Raw genomic sequence first — 19,031 nt, 5'->3', positions numbered from 1 at the left:
ACTTCATGCGCTGCATGCGATACGAGGGCTAGTCTTTTTGGTTGATCTTCAAACTGCGGCCGGAGCCGATTGCGGTGCGGGAGCCAATGCGTGCGGCTCCAGGCCCACGTGCGCGTTGTTGCCGGTGCTGGTGAGCTCAACCTTGCGATCGTGCAGCTCGGCGAGCGCGCGCTTGTATTCGTTCGGGAACACCTTCACGAACTTCGTGCGCGACACGGCCCAGTTGTCGAGCAGCTCGCGGGCGCGCTTGCTGCCGGTCCAGCGGTGGTGGTCCTCGAGCAGCTTCTTCAGCTGCGCTTCGTCGGTCATGCCGCCGTGCCAGATCTTGCGGTGCACGCTCGCCGTCTGCTCGGCCGAGGTCAGCACCTTGTCGAGCGACACCATCGAGAGGTTGCAGCGCGACGCGAACTGGCCGTCCTCGTCGTACACGAAGGCCACGCCGCCGCTCATGCCGGCAGCGAAGTTGCGGCCGGTCTTGCCGAGCACCGCCACCGTGCCGCCGGTCATGTATTCGCAACCGTGGTCGCCGGTGCCTTCGATGACCGCGGTGGCGCCGGAAAGGCGCACCGCGAAACGCTCGCCGGCCACGCCGCACAGGTAGGCCTCGCCGGTGGTCGCGCCGTACAGCGCGGTATTGCCCACGATGGTGTTGCGCACCGCTTCGCCGCGGAAGTCGAGGCTGGGGCGAACCACCACGCGGCCGCCCGAGAGGCCCTTGCCGGTGTAGTCGTTGGCATCGCCGATCAGGTACAGCGTGATGCCGCGTGCCAGGAAGGCGCCGAACGACTGGCCGCCCGTGCCCTCGAGCTGGATGCGGATCGAATCGTCGGGCAGGCCCTGCGGATGCACCTTGGTCAGCGCGCCCGACAGCATGGCGCCCACCGAGCGGTTGACGTTGCGCGCCACCTCGATGAACTGCACTTTCTCGCCCTTGTCGATGGCGGGACGCGACTTCTCGATGAGCTTCACGTCCAGCGCCTTGTCGAGGCCGTGGTCCTGGTTCTCGACGTGGAAGCGCGCCACGTCGGCCGGCACGTTCGGCAGCGCGAACAGGCGGCTGAAGTCGAGGCCGGAGGCCTTCCAGTGCTCGATGCCCTTGCGCATGTCGAGCAGGTCGGCGCGGCCGATCAGGTCGTCGAACTTGCGGATGCCCAGCTGGGCCATGATCTGGCGCACTTCTTCCGCGACGAAGAAGAAGTAGTTGACAACGTGCTCGGGCTTGCCGGAGAACTTCTTGCGCAGGATCGGGTCTTGCGTGGCCACGCCCACCGGGCAGGTGTTCAGGTGGCACTTGCGCATCATGATGCAACCCTCGACCACCAGCGGCGCGGTGGCGAAGCCGAACTCGTCGGCACCCAGCAGCGCGCCGATGGCGACGTCGCGGCCGGTCTTCATCTGGCCGTCGGCCTGCACGCGGATGCGGCTGCGCAGGCGGTTGAGCACCAGCGTCTGCTGCGTCTCGGCCAGGCCGATTTCCCACGGGCTGCCCGCGTGCTTGATCGACGACCAGGGCGAGGCGCCCGTGCCGCCGTCATGGCCGGCGATCACGACGTGGTCGCTCTTGCACTTGGCCACGCCTGCGGCGATGGTGCCCACACCGATCTCGCTCACCAGCTTCACGCTGATGCTGGCGTGCGGCGCGGTGTTCTTCAGGTCGTGGATGAGCTGCGCGAGGTCTTCGATCGAGTAGATGTCATGGTGCGGCGGCGGGCTGATGAGGCCCACGCCCGGCACCGCATAACGCTGCTTGCCGATGTACTCGGTGACCTTGCCGCCCGGCAGCTGGCCGCCCTCGCCCGGCTTGGCGCCCTGCGCCATCTTGATCTGGATCTGGTCGGCCGAGTGCAGGTACTCGGCCGTGACGCCGAAGCGGCCCGACGCGACCTGCTTGATGCGCGAACGCAGCGAGTCGCCGTCGTTCAGCGGCATGTCGACCTCGACGTTCTCGGCGCCGATCACGCTCTTGAGCGTATCGCCCTGCTTGATCGGGATGCCCTTGAGTTCGTTGCGGTAGCGCGCGGGGTCTTCACCGCCTTCGCCGGTGTTGCTCTTGCCGCCGATGCGGTTCATGGCCACCGCGAGCACCGAGTGCGCCTCGGTGCTGATCGAGCCCAGCGACATCGCGCCGGTGGCGAAGCGCTTGACGATCTCGGCGGCCGCTTCCACTTCGTCCACCGGGATGGCCTTGGCCGGGTCGATGCGGAACTCGAACAGGCCGCGCAGCGTGAGGTGGCGACGGTTCTGGTCGTTGATGAGCTGCGCGTATTCCTTGTACGTGTTCCAGTTGTTGGCGCGCGTGCTGTGCTGCAGCTTGGCGATGGCGTCTGGCGTCCACATGTGCTCTTCGCCGCGCGTGCGCCAGGCGTATTCGCCGCCGGCGTCCAGCATGCTGGCGAGCACCGGGTCGTCGCCGAACGCTGCCTTGTGCATGCGGATGGCTTCCTCGGCGATCTCGAAGACGCCGATGCCTTCCACGCGGCTGGCGGTGCCGGTGAAGTACTTGCTCACGGTCTCGCTGTTCAGGCCGATGGCCTCGAACAGCTGCGCGCCGCAGTAGCTCATGTAGGTGCTGACACCCATCTTCGACATGATCTTCGACAGGCCCTTGCCGATGGCCTTGACGTAGTTGTAGACCGCCTTGTCGGCGCTCAGCTCGCCCGGCAGGTCGGCGTGCATCGCCACCAGCGTTTCCATGGCGAGGTAGGGGTGCACCGCTTCGGCGCCGTAGCCTGCGAGCACGCCGAAGTGATGCACTTCGCGCGCCGAACCGGTCTCGACCACCAGGCCGGCGGTGGTGCGCAGGCCTTCGCGCACCAGGTACTGGTGCACGGCCGACAGCGCCAGCACGGCGGGAATGGCCACCTGCGTGGGGCTCACGCCGCGGTCGCTCACGATCAGGATGTTGTGGCCGCCCTTGATGGCGTCCACGGCTTCGGCGCACAGCGATGCCAGCTTGGCTTCGACGCCTTCGTCGCCCCAGGCGAGCGGGTAGGTGATGTCGAGCACATAGCTCTTGAACTTGCCCTGCGTGTACTTGCCGATGTCGCGCAGCTTCGCCATGTCGGCGAAGTCGAGGATCGGCTGGCTCACTTCGAGCCGCATCGGCGGGTTGACCTGGTTGATGTCGAGCAGGTTCGGCTTGGGGCCGATGAACGACACCAGCGACATCACGATGGCTTCGCGGATCGGGTCGATCGGCGGGTTCGTGACCTGCGCGAACAGCTGCTTGAAGTAGTTGTAAAGCGGCTTGTTCTTGCTGGAGAGCACGGCCAGCGGGCTGTCGTTGCCCATGGAGCCGATGCCTTCCTCGCCGGCCTGCGCCATCGGGCTCATCAGGAACTTGATGTCTTCCTGGGTGTAGCCGAAGGCCTGCTGGCGGTCGAGCAATGCAACCTGCGACAGCGGCGCGGAGACCGGCTCGGCGTTGACGCTGTCGAGCTTGATGCGCAGGTTCTCGATCCACTGCTTGTAGGGCTTGCTGTTCGCGAGGTTGGACTTGACCTCCTCGTCGTCGATCATGCGGCCCTGCTCGAGGTCGATCAGGAACATCTTGCCGGGCTGCAGGCGCCACTTGCGCACGATCTTCTGCTCGGGCACGGGCAGCACGCCCGACTCGGACGCCATGATGACCAGGTCGTCGTCGGTCACGCAGTAGCGCGAGGGGCGCAGGCCGTTGCGGTCGAGCGTGGCGCCGATCTGGCGGCCGTCGGTGAACACGATGGAGGCCGGGCCGTCCCACGGCTCGAGCATGGCGGCGTGGTATTCGTAGAACGCGCGGCGGCGCGGGTCCATGGTGGCGTGCTGTTCCCAGGGCTCGGGAATCATCATCATCACGGCCTGGCTGATGGGGTAGCCGGCCATCGTCAGCAGCTCGAGGCAGTTGTCGAAGGTGGCGGTGTCGGACTGGCCGGCGAAGCTGATCGGATAGAGCTTCTGCAGGTCGGGGCCGAGCACCGGCGAGGACATCACGCCTTCGCGCGCCTTCATCCAGTTGTAGTTGCCCTTGACGGTGTTGATTTCACCGTTGTGCGCGACGTAGCGGTACGGGTGGGCCAGCGGCCATTCGGGGAAGGTGTTGGTCGAGAAGCGCTGGTGCACGAGGCCCAGGGCCGAGACGCAGCGCTTGTCCTGCAGGTCGAGGTAGTAGGTGCCGACCTGGTCGGCGAGCAGCAGGCCCTTGTAGACCACGGTGCGGCTCGACATGCTCGGAACGTAGTATTCCTTGCTGTGCTTGAGCTTCAGGCGCTGGATGTTGGCGCTGGCGGTCTTGCGGATCACGTAGAGCTTGCGTTCCAGCGCGTCCTGCACGATCACGTCGTTGCCGCGGCCGATGAAGACTTGGCGCAGCAGCGGTTCCTTTTCGCGCACGGTGGGCGACATGGGCATGTCGCGGTTGACCGGCACGTCGCGCCAGCCGAGCAGCACCTGGCCTTCGGCCTTGACCGCGCGTTCCATTTCCTGCTCGCAGGCCTGGCGCGAGGCATGCTCCTTCGGCAGGAAGATCATGCCGACGCCGTATTCGCCGGGCGGCGGCAGCGTGACGCCCTGCTTGGCCATCTCTTCGCGGTACAGGTGGTCGGGCAGCTGGATCAGGATGCCCGCGCCGTCGCCCATCAGCTTGTCGGCGCCCACGGCGCCGCGATGGTCGAGGTTCTCGAGGATCTTCAAGCCCTGCAGCACGATGGCATGGCTTTTCTCGCCCTTGATATGGGCAACGAAGCCGACGCCGCAGGCATCGTGCTCGTCGGCACCGGAATACAGACCGTGTTCTTGGAGATGTTGGATCTCGGCAGCCGTCGTCATGGGCGCGCTCCTTCAGTTTTCGCAGGGAAATGAAGCATATTGCGATGCACAAAGAATGCCAAACACTTTAATAGGGGTCAGATTCCAATTAAATCCCGAGTTTTCTTGTCAGAAATAAATTGGGGACACATTAAAAACAGGAGCAGAAAGCCCAATCCAGTTAAAGGAATTGGGGGCCTTTCTGTCAGGAATTGGAACTCGAAGGCGGCCGGCCCGCCTTGGCCTTGACGACACGGCGCTCCGTGGACTTCTGCAACAGCCCCAGAAAATCGTCGTCGCCGGCAGCCCAGCCCCGCAACGTGGCTTCGGTCAGCGCCTTCTGGTCGGCCGTCCGAATCCCTCCTCGCACCAGTTCGACATAGGCAGCCTCACGCGCGAACGGCGTATTGCCCAGTTCCCAGTACAGCGGATGCGGCGTCAGCAGACGGTCGTGCCGCAGCCCGGCATAGTGGCCGTGGCTGGACCACGGGAAGTCGCGCGCGTCGTTCACCAGGCCCGCCCGCACGGGGTTGAGGTCGATGTAGGCCATGCAGGTCAGCAGGTAGCGATCGGTCTGGATCAGCGTCGAGCGGTAGCGCCCTTCCCACAGCGTTCCGGTGCGGCCATGCCGGTCGTTGAAGTAGCGCACGTAGCTGCGTCCCACCGCCTGCATGAACTGCGGCAAGCCGGTGGTGCTGTCGGGCGTGGCCAGCAGATGGAAGTGGTTGTCCATGAGCACGTAGGCGTGCAGCGCGACGCCAAAGCGCGTCGCGTTCTCGGCCAGCAGCGCGAGCAGCTTCTCATGGTCGGCCCGGTCGACGAAGACCGGCTGGCGGTTGTTGCCGCGCTGGATCACATGGTGCGGCATGCCGGCCAGCGTGAGACGAGGAAGGCGGGCCACGGTCGGAAACGGAAAGGTGGAAGAGCCGGCCTGCGGGTGCGCAGACGTTCAGGCCAGGCGAAAGCGCGTGTCGCCGAGCGAATCGAGCCCGAACTGCGCCAGCAGCTCGCGCAGCCGCGCTGCGGCGCTGGCCTTGCGCTGGCCGGTATGGCGCGCAAGGATCAGCTCGTTCTTCATGCTGTGCTCCCACCCCACCAGCTCGGTGACGGTGACGCTGTAGCCGTTGGCCTCCAGATACAGGCAGCGCAGCACGTTGGTGAGCTGGCTGCCGATCTCGCGCGTGTGCAGCGGATGGCGCCACAGCTCGGCCAGCGGCGTGCGCGAAAGCGCCAGGGCCTTGGTCTCGCGCAGGCAGGCAGCCACCTCCGCCTGGCAGCAGGGCACCAGCACCATGCAGCGCGCCTTCTTGGCGAGGCCGAAGGCAATGGCGTCGTCGGTGGCGGTGTCGCAGGCGTGCAGCGCGGTAACCACATCGATCTGCTCAGGCAACTCGCTCGCCCGGGCCGATTCGGCCACGGTGAGATTCAGGAACGACATGCGCTCGAAGCCCAGGCGCTGCGCGAGCGCGCGGGAAAGTTCGACCAGTTCGCTGCGCGTCTCGATGCCATACACATGCCCGCCGCCCTGCCGCGCCCGGAAGAAGAGGTCGTAGATGATGAAGCCCAGGTACGACTTGCCCGCCCCGTGGTCGGCCAGCGTGGCACCGGCGCCCTGTTCCGGCAGCTCGCGCAACAGCTGCTCGATGAACTGGAACAGGTGGTAGACCTGCTTGAGCTTGCGCCGCGAGTCCTGGTTGAGCCGGCCTTCGCGGGTGAGGATGTGCAGCTCCTTCAGCAACTCGACCGACTGGCCCGGCTTCAGGACCTCGGCGAGTTCCGCATCGGCCTTGGCGGCCTTGTTCGTCTTCACGGGCTTGTTTTCGAGCTTGGTGTTCATGGCTTGGCGCTCCCGGGGCCGACGTCGAGCGCGGCCCAGCCGTCCGGGCCCAGCGCTTCGAGGGTGTCGATGTTGCGCTCGAAGATCGCTTCGGCGTCGGGGAAGGCGTCGACGGCGCGGTCGACGCTGTCTTCGCGCAGCAGATGCAGCGTGGGATACGGCGCGCGGTTGGTGGCGTTGCCGATGTCATCGGCTTCGGTGCCGGCGAACTGGAATTGCGGATGGAAACTGGCCAGCTGGAACACGCCGTCGAAACCGGCGCGCGCAAGTTGCTGCTCGGCTCTCGCGGTGAAATCGTTGAAGTCCAGGAAATCGGCCAAGGTGTTCGGTGCAATCAGCAGGGTGGTGTCGCGCTCGGCGGCATCGAGCGCGGCGAGGTCGCGGGCTTCGCGCAGCAGCGCGTCGATCAGGTCGGCTTCGTCGGCGGGCTCGTACACGGCGTAATGGATCTGCGCCTTGACATGGACGGCTTTCGCGAAGGGGCACAGGTTCAGGCCGATGACCGCGCGCTCGAGCCAGCGCCGCGTGTCGGCTTCGGCCTGAAGCGGCCCGATTGTCGCCGCGCCGCTCATGCCATCTCCGCCGCAGGGCGAATCCGCCCGAGGCGCCGCGCGATCGCGATGCCGACCAGCGAACAGCCCAGCGTGGCTGTCCAGGTCCAGTGCCAGCCGCCGACGCGGTGTGCCACCCACGCCACGGCCGGCGGCGCGAGGAACTGGCCGAGCGACGAAGCCTGCTGCATCAGGCCGATCGTGGTCGACACGGTGGACGGGCCAGGCGCCAGCCTCACGCCCAGCAGGAACAGCGTCGCCGGAACCATGCCGCCGCCCAGCGAGAAAGCGCAGACCGCGAGGTAGCGCAGCAGGGGCGGCAGGCTCCAGGCATCGGCCCCCTGCCCCCATTGCGCAAAGGCAGCCAAGCCGCCGAAGGCCATCGTCAGGAAGCCGAGCTGAAGCAGCCGCTCTGGCGCCACGCCGCGCTGCAGCCAGCGGCCGCCCGCGATGTTGCCGACGATGTTCATGGCGGCCGCCAGGGCGGTGAGCACCGCGTTCCAGGTGCCTGGAACGCCGGCGCCCGCATAGATCGCCGGCAGGAAGCCGATCACCGCCATCCACTGCGCCGAATACACCGCAAAAGTCACCCCGACGAGCCATGGCGCGCGCGCGCCGACGGTGGCCTGCAGGCGCGACGACCATCCGGCGGATGCCTGCCCGGCTGCGACCGGCGCGGCGCGCAGCCGGTCGGCCGGCACGGCCAGCCAGATCCAGAGCGCAGCCAGCGCCGAGACCACGGACAGCGCCCACCACCAGTCGGCCCAGCCACCCCATGCGATCAATGCCGGCCCGAGCAGCAGCGCCATCGCGACGCCGAGCGGCATGTAGGCGCCCCACAGGCCGAGGGCCGCCTTGTCGGCGCCCGGCGGGGTCAGGGAGCGGATCAGGCCCGGGCCGGGCATCACCGTCAGCAAGAAGCCGATGCCCTCGACCGCGCGCAAAGCCAGAAGCCACGGCACCGGGTGGGCATCGCCGATCGCACCGCTGCCGACTCCGCCGCCCAGGACGCTGGCAACCGTCAGCACCGCAAGCCCCGTCAGCATGCTGCGCCGGAGGCCGATGGTGTCGGCCGCCAGCCCGGCGAACAGGCCTAGCGCCATGCTCGCCACCTGCACCAGCGACAGCAGGAAACCGGCCTCGACCAGCCCGATTCCGAGCGAGGCCTGCAGCGCCGGAACCGCTGGCGGCAGCTTGCCCAGGTGCAAGGCCCCGCTCACGCCGCCCAGCAGCACGGCGAAGGCGGCGGCCGGTATGCGCGGCGGCCCGGAACGGGCCAGGGTGTTCATGCGATGCCCCGGCGGCCGGTGAGCCGCTCGTGTTCGCGCACGGCGAAGCGGTCGGTCATTCCCGCGATGTAGTCGGCCACCGCGCGGTGCCTGTCATTGCGCTGGCCATACGAATCGGGCATCTCGGCGCTGCGCTCGAGGTAGGCCTCGAACAGTTCCCGCACGACCGCCTGGGCCTGGTCGGTCGTCTGCGTGACCTGCGGGTGGCGGTAGAGGTTGCGGAAGAGAAAGCGCTTGAGGTCCTCGGACTGCGCCTGCATGCCCGGGCTGAAAGCGACGACCGGCGCAGCCTTGCGCACGGCGTCGGCATCGGCCGGCGCAAGAACTTCCAGCGCGGCGCGCGTCGCGTCGATCACGTCGTAGACCTGTGCACTGAGCATGCGCCGGATGGTCTCGTAGAGCACGCGGCGACCCGCCAGCTGCGGATGCTCCGCGAGCGCCTCGCGGCGGTAGCGCTCGAACAGTTCGACTTCCGACAGCTGGTCGACCGTGATGAGTCCCGAGCGCACGCCGTCGTCGATATCGTGCGCGTTGTAGGCGATGGCGTCGGCCAGGTTGCACAATTGCGCCTCGAGGCCCGGCTGCGTGCGGTCCAGGAAGCGGCGGGCCACGCCGTTCGGCTCCGCCGCCTCGATGCGCTCGGCGTTGGCGCGGGAGCAGTGCTTGAGGATGCCCTCCCGCGTCTCGAAGCTCAGGTTCAGGCCGTCGTACTGGGGATAGCGGTGTTCCAGCGCATCGACCACGCGAAGGCTCTGCAAGTTGTGCTCGAAGCCGCCGTGCCCGGCCATGCAATCGTTGAGCGCATCCTGCCCGGCATGGCCGAAAGGCGTGTGGCCGAGGTCGTGCGCCAGGGCGATCGCCTCGACCAGGTCTTCGTTGATGCGCAGCGCGCGCGCGATGGAACGCCCCAGTTGGGCGACCTCCAGCGAGTGCGTGAGCCGCGTGCGGAACAGGTCGCCCTCGTGGTTCAGGAAGACCTGGGTCTTGTAGACCAACCGCCGAAAGGCGGTGGAGTGCACGATCCGGTCGCGGTCGCGCTGGAAGGCATCGCGCGTCGGCGCGGGCGGCTCGGCATGCCGGCGGCCGCGCGACTGCGCGGGCTCGCACGCATAGGCCGCGAGGCTCATCCCTCGCAGCATTGCGCGAGCACTTCGCGCACCAGCGCATCGGGCGCGCTGCGGACCACGGCGGACCCGGGCCTGTCGATGACCACGAACCGGATCTCGCCGGCTTCCGATTTCTTGTCGACGCGCATCAGCTCCAGGTAGCGCTCGGCGCCCAGCGCCGGCCCGGCGACGGGCAGGCCGGCACGCTCGATCAGCCGCGTGAGCCTCGCGACGAAAGCCGCGTCGACCCCGCCCAGCTTCTGCGACAGATGCGCTGCCATGACCATGCCGCAACCGACGGCCTCGCCGTGCAGCCACTCGCCATAGCCAAGGCCCGATTCGATCGCATGGCCGAACGTGTGCCCGAAGTTGAGGATGGCGCGCAGGCCGGTCTCGCGCTCGTCCTGCCCGACCACCAGCGCCTTGATCTCGCAACTGCGCTTGACCGCATGGGCCAGCGCGGCCGGGTCTCGCGCCACAAGCGCGTCGATGTTGGTTTCGATCCAGTCGAAGAACGCCATGTCGTGGATCGGGCCGTACTTGATGACCTCCGCCAGTCCGGCGCTCAGTTCGCGCGGGGGCAGCGTCTGCAGCGTGGACAGGTCGCAGACCACCAGCTGCGGCTGGTAGAACGCGCCGATCATGTTCTTGCCCAGCGGGTGGTTGATGGCCGTCTTGCCGCCGACCGAGGAATCGACCTGCGCCAGCAGCGTGGTCGGCACCTGCACGAACGGCACGCCGCGCATGTAGCTCGCGGCGGCAAAGCCGGTCATGTCGCCCACCACGCCGCCGCCCAGCGCGAACAGCACGGTCTTGCGGTCGCTGCCGTGACCCAGCAAGGTGTCGAAGATCGAGTTCAGCGTCTGCAGGTTCTTGTGCGCCTCGCCGTCCGGCAGCTCGAGCAGGTGCACGGTGCGGTGGCGGCCTGCCAGCGCAGTGCGCAGTGCCTGGGCGTACAAGGGCGCCACCGTGGTGTTGCTGACGATCAGCGCAGAAGCGGCCGTTGATGCGGCTGCGAAGTTTTCAGGGTTTTCCAGCAAGCCGGCGCCGATGAGGATCGGATAACTGCGGTCGCCGAGCTGGATGTCGACGCGTTCTGGCGGAGCGGAAAGTACAGGCAAGGGCATGGCCGCGAGTTTAGGCGCTGCGGCAGGGGCGGACTCAGTCGACGGGATCTTCGGGGTGCGCGCCCGGCTCCACGACGCCGGCCAGCTCCAGCTGCATCACGATGATGTTCACCAGCATGGCGATCGACGGACGGCCGGTGTCGACCACGTCATGCGCGGTTTCCCGGTAGAACGGGTCGCGCGCGTCGTGCAGTTCGCGCAACCGGCCGAGCGGGTCGGCCACCTGAAGCAGCGGCCGCTTGACGTCATGGCGCAGACGACGGAACAGGTCTTCAGGGGAAGAACGCAGGTAGATCACATGGAAGTGATCGCGCAGTTGCATGCGGTTTGCCTCCCGCAGCACAGCGCCCCCACCGGTCGCCAGCACGCCCTGGGCGCTCGCCGCCAGGTCGGCGATCACGTTCTGTTCGAGGTCGCGGAAGGCGGCTTCGCCCTCGCGATCGAAAAAATCACGGATCGTGCAGCCGATTCGCTGCTCGATCACGTGATCCGTATCGATGAATGGAAGATCCAGCCGCATCCCCAGACGCCGGCCCACTGCGGATTTTCCGGCGCCGGGCAAGCCGACGAGTGCGACCGCCACGCGGTGGCTGCTACGCCTGCGCGTCAGCGCGCGGCGTTGCGGTCGGTAATCATCTTCGGGGTGATAAAGACGAGCATTTCAGTCTTGTTGGCAACGCGTTCGCGCTTGCGGAACAGTGCCCCCACATAAGGCACTTCACCCAGCACCGGCACGCGCGATTCGTCATTGGTTTCGGTGAGCTCGAAGATACCACCGATGACAACCGTGCCGCCGTTCTCGACCAGCACCTCGGTCTGCACATGCTTGGTGTTGATGGCCGGGCCCGCCGAAGTGTTCACGCCACGGGCGTCCTTGCTCACGTCCAGCGTCAGGATGATGTTGCCTTCCGGCGTGATCTGCGGCGTCACTTCGAGCTTGAGCACCGCCTTGCGGAACGAGATCGAGGTTGCGCCGCTGGACGTCGCCTGCTGGTACGGAATTTCCTCACCCTGCTCGATCAACGCCTTGGTCTGGTCGGCCGTGATGACGCGGGGACTGGACACCAGCTTGCCCTTGCCGTCGGCTTCGAGCGCGGAGATTTCCAGATTCAGCATCCGCGAGAAGCTGGAATTGAAGAGCGAGATGGCGAAGGTGCCCGCAGCATTGCCTGTGCCGCCTGCGTCGCCTGCGGGGAGGTTGATGAAGTTGGAGTTGGTCCAGGTGGTGGTGGCGGTGCTGGCACCGCCATTGGTGCCAGGCGTGACGACGGGCATCACTCCCACGTTGCCGTATGCCCGGTTGCCTGCGGACGAGGCAAAACGCTCTCCCGAGATACCACCGCCCAGCTTGACGCCCAGCGACTTGCCGAAGGTGTCCGAGGCTTCCACGATGCGTGCTTCGATCAACACCTGGCGCACCGGGATATCGAGTTTCTGGATCAGGTCTGCGATCTGCGCCAGACGGGACGGAATGTCCGAGACGAACAATTGGTTGGTCCGCGACTCCGCGATTACGCTGCCGCGCGGGCTGAGAATGCGGCTCGTGGTGCCGCTGCTGCCACCACCGCCACCGCCACCGCCAGCCGACGCACCCGTGCCGGTCAGGCCTTGCGCAATCGTGATGGCCTTGGTGTAGTTCAGCTGAAACGACTGGGTCCGCAGCGGCTCGAGGTTCTCGATCGCGGCTTTCGCTTCGAATTCGAGCTTTTCCTTCGCATTGATCTCGTCCTTGGGCGCGATCCACAGCACGCTGCCGTTCTTGCGCATGCCCAGGTTCTTGGCCTGCATGATGATGTCGAGAGCCTGGTCCCAAGGCACGTCCTTCAGGCGAAGCGTCAAGGCACCATTCACCGAGTCGGAAGTCACGATATTGAAATTCGTGAAGTCGGCAATGACCTGCAGCAGCGAACGGATCTCGATGTTCTGGAAATTGAGCGAGAGCTTTTCGCCGTTGTAGCCAACGCCTTGCGTGAGCTTGCTCGGATCGACCTTGCGGGCCCGCATTTCCACCACGAACTGGTTCTCGCTCTGGTAGGCGCTGTGCTCCCAGTCACCCTTGGCCTCGATCGTCATCCGCACGCGGTCGCCCGATTGTTGCGAAGTGATCAGCTGGACCGGAGTGCCGAAGTCGGAAACGTCGAGCCTGCGGCGAAGTCCTTCCGGCAAGGTCGATTTGGTGAATTCGACGATGAGGTTCTTGCCTTGCTGCTTGACATCGACTCCCACCTGGTTGTTCGGAAGGTCGACGATGACGCGACCTGTGCTGTCGCTGCCGAGACGGAAGTCAAGGTCACGAAGCGGCAGGGTGTCGCGGTTCCGGTTTTCCGCAAAGGTCGTCGCAGCGGATGCGGCAAGGGCCGTACCTGCGACCGGTTCGAGAACGACCAGCAGCGACTTGCCCTGGATCTCGGCCTTGTAGGCCGTAGCCTGCTTGAGGTTCAACACCACACGGCTGCGTTCACCGGCCTGGACCACGTTGACAGATCGCAGGTTGCCCTGATTCACCTCGATGGCAGACCGCCCGATCGCATTCGTGACGCCGGGGAAGTCGAGCGCAATGCGCGCCGGCGTCTGGACAGCGAAGCCTGTGGGCACCGCGGTGAGCGGCTGCGCCATGTCGATGCGGATCACTTCCGCGCCCGACTGAGTAGAACTGGTCACCGCCTGGATGGCGTTTTGTGCATGGGCCACAGCCAATGCACCGAAGGCCAGCAGCCCCAGGCCGGCCGCGCGCAGCCACTGTGCCATCGTTGATTTCTTTTGGTTCATTTCTTCGCACCCTCTTGCAGCTGCAGCGTCGCGACGCGTTCGATCCATTCACCGGCGGCGTCCTGCACGATTTCGCGCAAGCCGATTTCGGTTTCGTTGATACGGGTAATGCGCCCGTAGTTGAGTCCCAGGTATTCGCCGACACGCACCTTGTAGAGCAGCTTGTCGACACGGACCAGCGCCACCGGCTGGCCACTGCGATTCATGCTGCCGACCATGGCCATCGAGTCCAGCGGGAAGGCTTCCAGCGGCTCCTTGCGGCGCGCCAGTTCGGGCGCGATCAATTCCGAAGTGCTCGGCTGATTCGACTCGCGGCGCAGCGCCTGCGTGAGCTTCAGAATGTTGAACGGTTCGAACGAGGAGGCCTCGGTATAGGCCTGCGGCGTGAACTTCTTGGGCTCCGTGATTGGCGGCACCGAAGGCTTCACCTGCGCCCGCTGTTCGGCCATCCAGCGTTGCAGATCCTCCTGACCGGAGTCGCACGCGCTCAGCCCTGCCGTGGCCAGTGCAAGCCACAAGATCCTGGCGGCGGCGTTCACTTCTTACCCTTCTTTGGCGCGGCTGCGCGTTTCTGTGCCGCCCGCTCGTCATCGTCGAGATAGCGGAACGTCCGCGCGGTGGTGTCCATCGTCAGCGTGTCCTTGTCCTTCTGCGGTGTGACAGTGATGTTGTTCAGAGTCACGATGCGGGACAGCGCAGCGACATCGGCGACGAAGGCGCCCATGTCGTGATATCGGCCGGTGACGCGCACGGCAATCGGGAGCTCGGCGTAGTAATCCTTCACCGACACCTGGCCGGGACGGAAAAGTTCGAATTGCAGGCTCCGCCCCAGGCCTGCCTGGTTGATGTCGGACAGCAAGGCGTCCATCTCTGCCTTGCTTGGCAACTGCTTCTCGAGCAGCGTCACGTACTGCTGCACCTGCTCGCGCTGCTTCTTCAGGAGCTCGAGGTTGGCCGCCTGCGCGACCTTCTTGGAGTAGTCCGCCCTGAGCGAGACTTCCTTGGAGCGCTCGCTTTCCAATTCGTCGTTCGAATTGGTCAGCCACACGAACCACAGCGCGACCAGGACCAGGGCGGTCACGGCCAGGCAAAGGGCATACCGTGGCACCGCGGGCCACATCGATGGATCGTTCGGATTGAGTCCGCGGAACTGGTCGCCGAAGCGGTTCAGCGCTGCCACGACGTCGACTTTCTGGGAGGGGCGATTGCTTGCCATGATCAACTTACCCCTTGGATTGCGCCGCAGCGGCCTGCGCCTTCACGGCAGCAGCCTTCTGTGCATCGGTCGGGCGCTTGAGCCCGATGCGCATCGTGAAGCTGGCGACACGCCGCTGGTCGCGAGCACTCAGATTCACATTGGCCGAGGTGATTTCCACGAGTTCAGGCTTCACCAGCCAAGGGCTGTTGTTGCCCAGGTTGCGCAGAAGCTCCGACACACGTTCGTTCGATTGCGCCATCCCCTGCAGGGTGACGGTCTGGTTGTCCTGCTTCATGCTCGTCAGATAGACGCCATCGGGCAATTGCCGGACCAATTCATTCAGCAGGTGCACCGGCAGGTTGCGGTCGCCCTGGAGATCCTCCACCGCCTGCTGGCGCGCGCGCAGTGCCGCGATTTCCTCCTGCAGCGTGGAGATTTCCTTGATCTCGACTTCGAGCTTCTTGATCTCGGCCTGGAGAAAACGGTTCTTCGATTGCTGCGACGAAATCTGGGCTTCGTACCATAGGTACCCAAGTCCGGCGATCAGCAGCCCGAGGACGGCCGCGCCGCCCAAGGTGCCATAGAAGGCCTCGCGCCGCCGCTTGCGTGCTGCTTCGCGGTGCGGGAGCAGGTTGATGAGAATCACTGCAGAAACCTCCGCATGGCCAGACCGCAAGAGGTCAGATAGGACGGCGCCTCGCGCTTTACCTTCTTCTCACGGATGTTCGAGCTGAGTTCCATGCCATCGAACGGATTCAGCAGCGAGCATGCAAACGACGTCTGCCGTGTCACTGCATTGGTCAGGCCGGGCAGGGATGCCGAACCGCCAGCCAGGAACACGTAGTCGACGCGGTTGTGCGGCGTGCTGGTGAAGAAGAACTGGAGCGCACGCGCGATTTCCTGCGCGATGCTCTCGACGAATGGCTTGAGCACACCCGAACCGTAGTCGTCGGGGAGGTCGCCGCTGCGCTTCTTGGCTTCCGCCTCTTCGGCGGAAAACCCGTACTGGCGCACGATCAACTGGCTCAACTGGGCGCCGCCGAACGCCTGATCTCGGTCGTACAGCACCTCCTGGTTGCGCAGAACCTGCATGCTGGTGGTGAAGGCGCCGACTTCGAACAACGCAACGATCGCGTCCGTTCCCTTGCCGGGCAACTGCTCGATCAGCCGCGCCGTTGCAAGCCGTGATGCATACGACTCGACGTCGAGAATCATTGCCTTCAGGCCGGCGGCTTCCGCCAGACCTTCGCGATCCTGGACCTTTTCCTTGCGCGAGGCGGCGATCAGCACTTCCACGTCGCCGGGCGACGACGTACTCGGTCCAGTCACGCAGAAGTCGAGACTCACTTCGTCCAGCGAGAACGGAATGTATTGATTGGCTTCGGACTCGACCTGGATCTCGAGTTCCTGCTCGCTCATGCCGCCTGGAAGAATGATCTTCTTGGTGATCACGGCGGAGGGCGGCAAGGCCAGCGCAACATTGCGCGTGCGAGTGCCGCTCTTGCGGATGACACGCCGAACAGCTTCTGCGACCTCGTCGAATTTCTCGACGTTGCCGTCAGTGATCCAGCCGCGTTCCAGGGGTTCGATGGCACACCGTTCCAGGACCAGCTTGCCGCTGGCCTCACGGCCGAGCTCGACCAGCTTGACGCTGGACGAACTCACGTCCAGCCCCAGCAGGGGGGCGTTCTGACGACGAAACAATGATCCAAGAGCAGCCAAGTTAGGTCCTCTTCCCCTGCATTTGTAACCAATAGAAAAATTTGCGTTCGGTTGCATGCTAGCAGCAGGGACAGCGCCGACCAAGCGAGGCCAGAGGACAAATCCCACAACCGTTGTCAAAACCTGACGTCAATTCCGCATTTTGTAACTTTTGAATTAGGCCAATGCAAGGGTCACAAAGATCGGATCGTGCAAAGGGGCCGGCTTTTTATAATGTCGGGTGACTCTCCGGCCCTCCATGCAAGAAACATCCAGCCCCAAAGGGCCAGCCAAGACCGCCCCCCCCAAACGCCCGACCTGGCTGAAATGGCTGTTGCGCCTTTTCTTCTGGGGATTCGGGATTGCCGCCGCGGGCGCGCTGTCGGTGCTGTGCGTGGTGGCAGTGGCCCTCGCAGTCGCCTATCCGAACCTGCCTGACATTTCGGAACTTTCCGATTACCGGCCCAAGTTGCCACTGCGCGTGTTCTCGGCCGAAGGCATCCAGATCGGCGAATTCGGCGAGGAGCGTCGCAACCTCACGCCGATTTCCGCAATTCCGAAAGTCGTGAAGGATGCCGTGCTCGCCGCGGAAGACGCGCGCTTCTACGATCACGGCGGCGTCGACTACAAGGGCATGGTTCGCGCAGGCTTGGCCAACATGAACCGCGTGAAGAGCCAGGGCGCCTCGACGATCACGATGCAGGTGGCCCGCAACGTCTACCTGAGTTCCGAAAAGACGCTCACCCGCAAGGTTTACGAAGTCCTGCTCACGTTCAAGCTCGAGCACCTGCTGACCAAGGACCAGATCTTCGAGATCTACCTGAACCAGATCTACCTGGGCAATCGTGCCTACGGCTTCGCTGCCGCTTCGGAAGCGTATTTCGGCAAGCCGCTGCAGGATCTCAGCATCGCGCAGGCCGCGATGCTGGCCGGCCTGCCCAAGGCGCCTGGCGCGAACAACCCGGTCAACAACCCGCAACGGGCGCGCGGCCGCCAGTTCTACGTGATCGACCGCATGCAGGAAGCCGGCTTCATCACCGCCGAGCAGGCAGCCGAAGCCAAGAAGGAAGAACTGCATCTGCGCGATGCAGCCGACCCGAACCGGCTCCACGCCGAGTACGTCGCCGAGACCGTGCGCCAGCTCATGTATGCGCAATATGGCGACAGCACCTACACGCGCGGCCTGAAGGTCTACACCTCGCTGGTCGCAGCCGACCAGGCGGCGGCCTACAAGGCGCTGCGCAAGGGCATCATGGACTACGAGCGCCGCCAGATCTACCGTGGTCCCGAAAAGTTCGTCGACCTGCCCAGCGACGCCAAGGAGCTCGACGAGGCCGTGGATGACGCGCTGAGCGACCATCCGGACAACGGCGACGTGATGGCGGCCGTGGTGCTCAAGGCCACGGCCAAGCAGATCGATGCGGTGCGCGGCAACGGCGACCCGGTGCAGATCACCGGCGAAGGCCTCAAGCCCGCGCAGTCGGGCCTGTCCGACAAGGCCCCTCCCAACATCAAGATCCGCCGCGGCGCGGTGATCCGCGTGGTGAAGACGCCGAAGAACACCTGGGAAATCACGCAACTGCCAGAGGTCGAAGGCGCGTTCGTCGCCATGGATCCGCGAGACGGCGCCATCAAGGCGCTCGTGGGCGGCTTCGACTTCGGCAAGAACAAGTTCAACCACGTCACGCAGGCGTGGCGCCAGCCGGGCTCGAGCTTCAAGCCCTTCATCTATTCCGCAGCGCTCGAAAAGGGCTTCACCCCCGCCACCGTCATCAACGACGGCCCGCTGTTCTTCGATGCCGGCACAACCGGCGGCCAGCCCTGGGAGCCCAAGAACTACGGCGGCGGCTATGACGGCCCGATGTCGATGCGCACCGCGCTGATGAAGTCGAAGAACCTCGTGTCGATCCGCATCCTGCAGTCGATCGGCACGCGCTACGCGCAGGACTGGATCACCAACTTCGGCTTCGACAAGGACAAGCACCCCGCCTATCTGCCGATGGCGCTGGGCGCGGGCTCGGTCACGCCGATGCAGATGGCCGTGGGTTACTCGGTCTTCGCCAACGGCGGCTACCGCGTCAATCCGTACCTCGTGACCCGCATCACCGATCACAAGGACAAGGTGCTGGTCGACAAGCAGCCGCCGCTGTTGAACGAATCGGTGCGCGTCATTCCCCAGCGCAACGCATTCATCATGGACACGCTGCTGAACTCGGTGGCCCGCGCCGGCACTGCCGCCAAGGCGCAGGCCACGCTCAAGCGCCCCGACCTCTACGGCAAGACCGGCACCACCAACGACTCGCTGGATGCGTGGTTCGCCGGCTTCCAGCCGACCATGACAGCCATCTCGTGGATCGGCTACGACACACCGCGCAACCTGGGTGACCGCGAGACCGGCGGCGGCCTGAGCCTGCCGATCTGGATCACCTACATGGAGACCGCCATCAAGGGCGTGCCTGTCACCGAGCTTTCGGCCAATCCGCCATCGGGCATCGTGAACGTGGGTGGCGAGTGGTACTACGACGACTACGCGCCGGGCCGCGGTGTGGCGAGCCTGGGCGTCGAAGCTGCGCCGGCAGCGCCTGCCGAGGCCTTGACCGGCGCGCCCGTGAGTCCGCCGGCTCCGCCCGAGGAGCGCAACCGCATCCTCGACCTGTTCCGCAACTGACGA

The 19,031-nt window shown here is 65.5% G+C and carries 14 protein-coding genes; 1 reads left to right on the top strand and 13 read right to left on the bottom strand.

From position 1 onward, the window contains the following. Positions 1 to 48: 48 nt before the first annotated feature. The 13 genes from AACL56_RS08575 to AACL56_RS08515 all read right to left on the bottom strand — a co-directional run bounded on the left by AACL56_RS08575 (position 49) and on the right by AACL56_RS08515 (position 16,381). Complete coding sequence (locus tag AACL56_RS08575; RefSeq protein ID WP_339089402.1) at positions 49 to 4,803, bottom strand: glutamate synthase-related protein; 4,755 nt, start codon at positions 4,801 to 4,803, stop codon at positions 49 to 51. 184 nt (positions 4,804 to 4,987) lie between these two features. Continuing rightward, positions 4,988 to 5,683, bottom strand: a complete 696-nt coding sequence (locus AACL56_RS08570) for a transposase (RefSeq protein ID WP_339089401.1) — start codon at positions 5,681 to 5,683, stop codon at positions 4,988 to 4,990. A gap of 48 nt (positions 5,684 to 5,731) precedes the next feature. Continuing rightward, the gene (locus AACL56_RS08565) at positions 5,732 to 6,619 is read right to left on the bottom strand and encodes a class I SAM-dependent methyltransferase (RefSeq protein ID WP_339089400.1); all 888 of its coding nucleotides are present in this window, start codon (positions 6,617 to 6,619) and stop codon (positions 5,732 to 5,734) included. After that, positions 6,616 to 7,191 carry a DUF1415 domain-containing protein gene (locus tag AACL56_RS08560; protein ID WP_339089399.1) on the bottom strand — a complete coding sequence of 192 codons (576 nt, stop codon included), beginning with the start codon at positions 7,189 to 7,191 and terminating at the stop codon, positions 6,616 to 6,618. The genes AACL56_RS08565 and AACL56_RS08560 overlap by 4 nt, the downstream gene beginning before the upstream one ends. After that, on the bottom strand, positions 7,188 to 8,459 hold the full coding sequence (locus tag AACL56_RS08555) for a CynX/NimT family MFS transporter (RefSeq protein WP_339089398.1): 1,272 nt from the start codon (positions 8,457 to 8,459) through the stop codon (positions 7,188 to 7,190). The genes AACL56_RS08560 and AACL56_RS08555 overlap by 4 nt, the downstream gene beginning before the upstream one ends. After that, a complete protein-coding gene (locus AACL56_RS08550; RefSeq protein WP_339089397.1) occupies positions 8,456 to 9,586 on the bottom strand; it encodes a deoxyguanosinetriphosphate triphosphohydrolase in 1,131 nt (376 codons plus the stop codon). Before AACL56_RS08550 ends, AACL56_RS08555 begins: the two co-directional genes overlap by 4 nt. Further along, a complete protein-coding gene (aroB, locus tag AACL56_RS08545) occupies positions 9,583 to 10,692 on the bottom strand; it encodes a 3-dehydroquinate synthase (protein WP_339089396.1) in 1,110 nt (369 codons plus the stop codon). Before aroB ends, AACL56_RS08550 begins: the two co-directional genes overlap by 4 nt. Before the next feature lie 34 nt (positions 10,693 to 10,726). After that, on the bottom strand, positions 10,727 to 11,275 hold the full coding sequence (locus AACL56_RS08540) for a shikimate kinase (RefSeq protein ID WP_339089395.1): 549 nt from the start codon (positions 11,273 to 11,275) through the stop codon (positions 10,727 to 10,729). A gap of 23 nt (positions 11,276 to 11,298) precedes the next feature. Beyond that, positions 11,299 to 13,461, bottom strand: a complete 2,163-nt coding sequence (pilQ, locus tag AACL56_RS08535; RefSeq protein ID WP_339089394.1) for a type IV pilus secretin PilQ — start codon at positions 13,459 to 13,461, stop codon at positions 11,299 to 11,301. After that, on the bottom strand, positions 13,458 to 14,000 hold the full coding sequence (locus AACL56_RS08530; RefSeq protein ID WP_339089393.1) for a pilus assembly protein PilP: 543 nt from the start codon (positions 13,998 to 14,000) through the stop codon (positions 13,458 to 13,460). The genes pilQ and AACL56_RS08530 overlap by 4 nt, the downstream gene beginning before the upstream one ends. After that, a complete protein-coding gene (locus AACL56_RS08525; protein ID WP_339089392.1) occupies positions 13,997 to 14,677 on the bottom strand; it encodes a type 4a pilus biogenesis protein PilO in 681 nt (226 codons plus the stop codon). The genes AACL56_RS08530 and AACL56_RS08525 overlap by 4 nt, the downstream gene beginning before the upstream one ends. A 7-nt stretch (positions 14,678 to 14,684) precedes the next feature. Then, positions 14,685 to 15,305 (bottom strand): PilN domain-containing protein, encoded by a 621-nt coding sequence (locus tag AACL56_RS08520; RefSeq protein ID WP_339089391.1) that lies wholly within the window; start codon positions 15,303 to 15,305, stop codon positions 14,685 to 14,687. Further along, positions 15,302 to 16,381 (bottom strand): pilus assembly protein PilM, encoded by a 1,080-nt coding sequence (locus AACL56_RS08515; protein WP_339089390.1) that lies wholly within the window; start codon positions 16,379 to 16,381, stop codon positions 15,302 to 15,304. Before AACL56_RS08515 ends, AACL56_RS08520 begins: the two co-directional genes overlap by 4 nt. A 238-nt stretch (positions 16,382 to 16,619) precedes the next feature. On the opposite strand from AACL56_RS08515, the gene AACL56_RS08510 reads away from it, so the two are divergent. Further along, positions 16,620 to 19,028: a penicillin-binding protein 1A gene (locus AACL56_RS08510; RefSeq protein WP_339089389.1), complete on the top strand. Its 2,409-nt coding sequence runs from the start codon at positions 16,620 to 16,622 to the stop codon at positions 19,026 to 19,028. The last annotated feature ends 3 nt before the right edge of the window (positions 19,029 to 19,031 follow it).

This window comes from Variovorax paradoxus (assembly GCF_902712855.1).
GTDB classification, from domain to species: domain Bacteria; phylum Pseudomonadota; class Gammaproteobacteria; order Burkholderiales; family Burkholderiaceae_C; genus Variovorax; species Variovorax paradoxus_Q.
The sequence above is the reverse complement of the archived record's forward strand: the minus strand, read 5'-3'. Positions and strand labels throughout refer to the sequence as shown.

What these genes read in the sequence shown, in the direction of transcription:
- AACL56_RS08560 (WP_339089399.1), bottom strand. Translation starts at nt 7,191, where the DNA reads ATGAGCGGCGCGGCGACAATCGGGCCGCTTCAGGCCGAAGCCGACACG.
- AACL56_RS08555 (WP_339089398.1), bottom strand. Translation starts at nt 8,459, where the DNA reads ATGAACACCCTGGCCCGTTCCGGGCCGCCGCGCATACCGGCCGCCGCC.
- pilQ (WP_339089394.1), bottom strand. Translation starts at nt 13,461, where the DNA reads ATGAACCAAAAGAAATCAACGATGGCACAGTGGCTGCGCGCGGCCGGC.
- AACL56_RS08525 (WP_339089392.1), bottom strand. Translation starts at nt 14,677, where the DNA reads ATGGCAAGCAATCGCCCCTCCCAGAAAGTCGACGTCGTGGCAGCGCTG.
- AACL56_RS08550 (WP_339089397.1), bottom strand. Translation starts at nt 9,586, where the DNA reads ATGAGCCTCGCGGCCTATGCGTGCGAGCCCGCGCAGTCGCGCGGCCGC.
- AACL56_RS08575 (WP_339089402.1), bottom strand. Translation starts at nt 4,803, where the DNA reads ATGACGACGGCTGCCGAGATCCAACATCTCCAAGAACACGGTCTGTAT.
- AACL56_RS08565 (WP_339089400.1), bottom strand. Translation starts at nt 6,619, where the DNA reads ATGAACACCAAGCTCGAAAACAAGCCCGTGAAGACGAACAAGGCCGCC.
- AACL56_RS08510 (WP_339089389.1), top strand. Translation starts at nt 16,620, where the DNA reads ATGCAAGAAACATCCAGCCCCAAAGGGCCAGCCAAGACCGCCCCCCCC.
- aroB (WP_339089396.1), bottom strand. Translation starts at nt 10,692, where the DNA reads ATGCCCTTGCCTGTACTTTCCGCTCCGCCAGAACGCGTCGACATCCAG.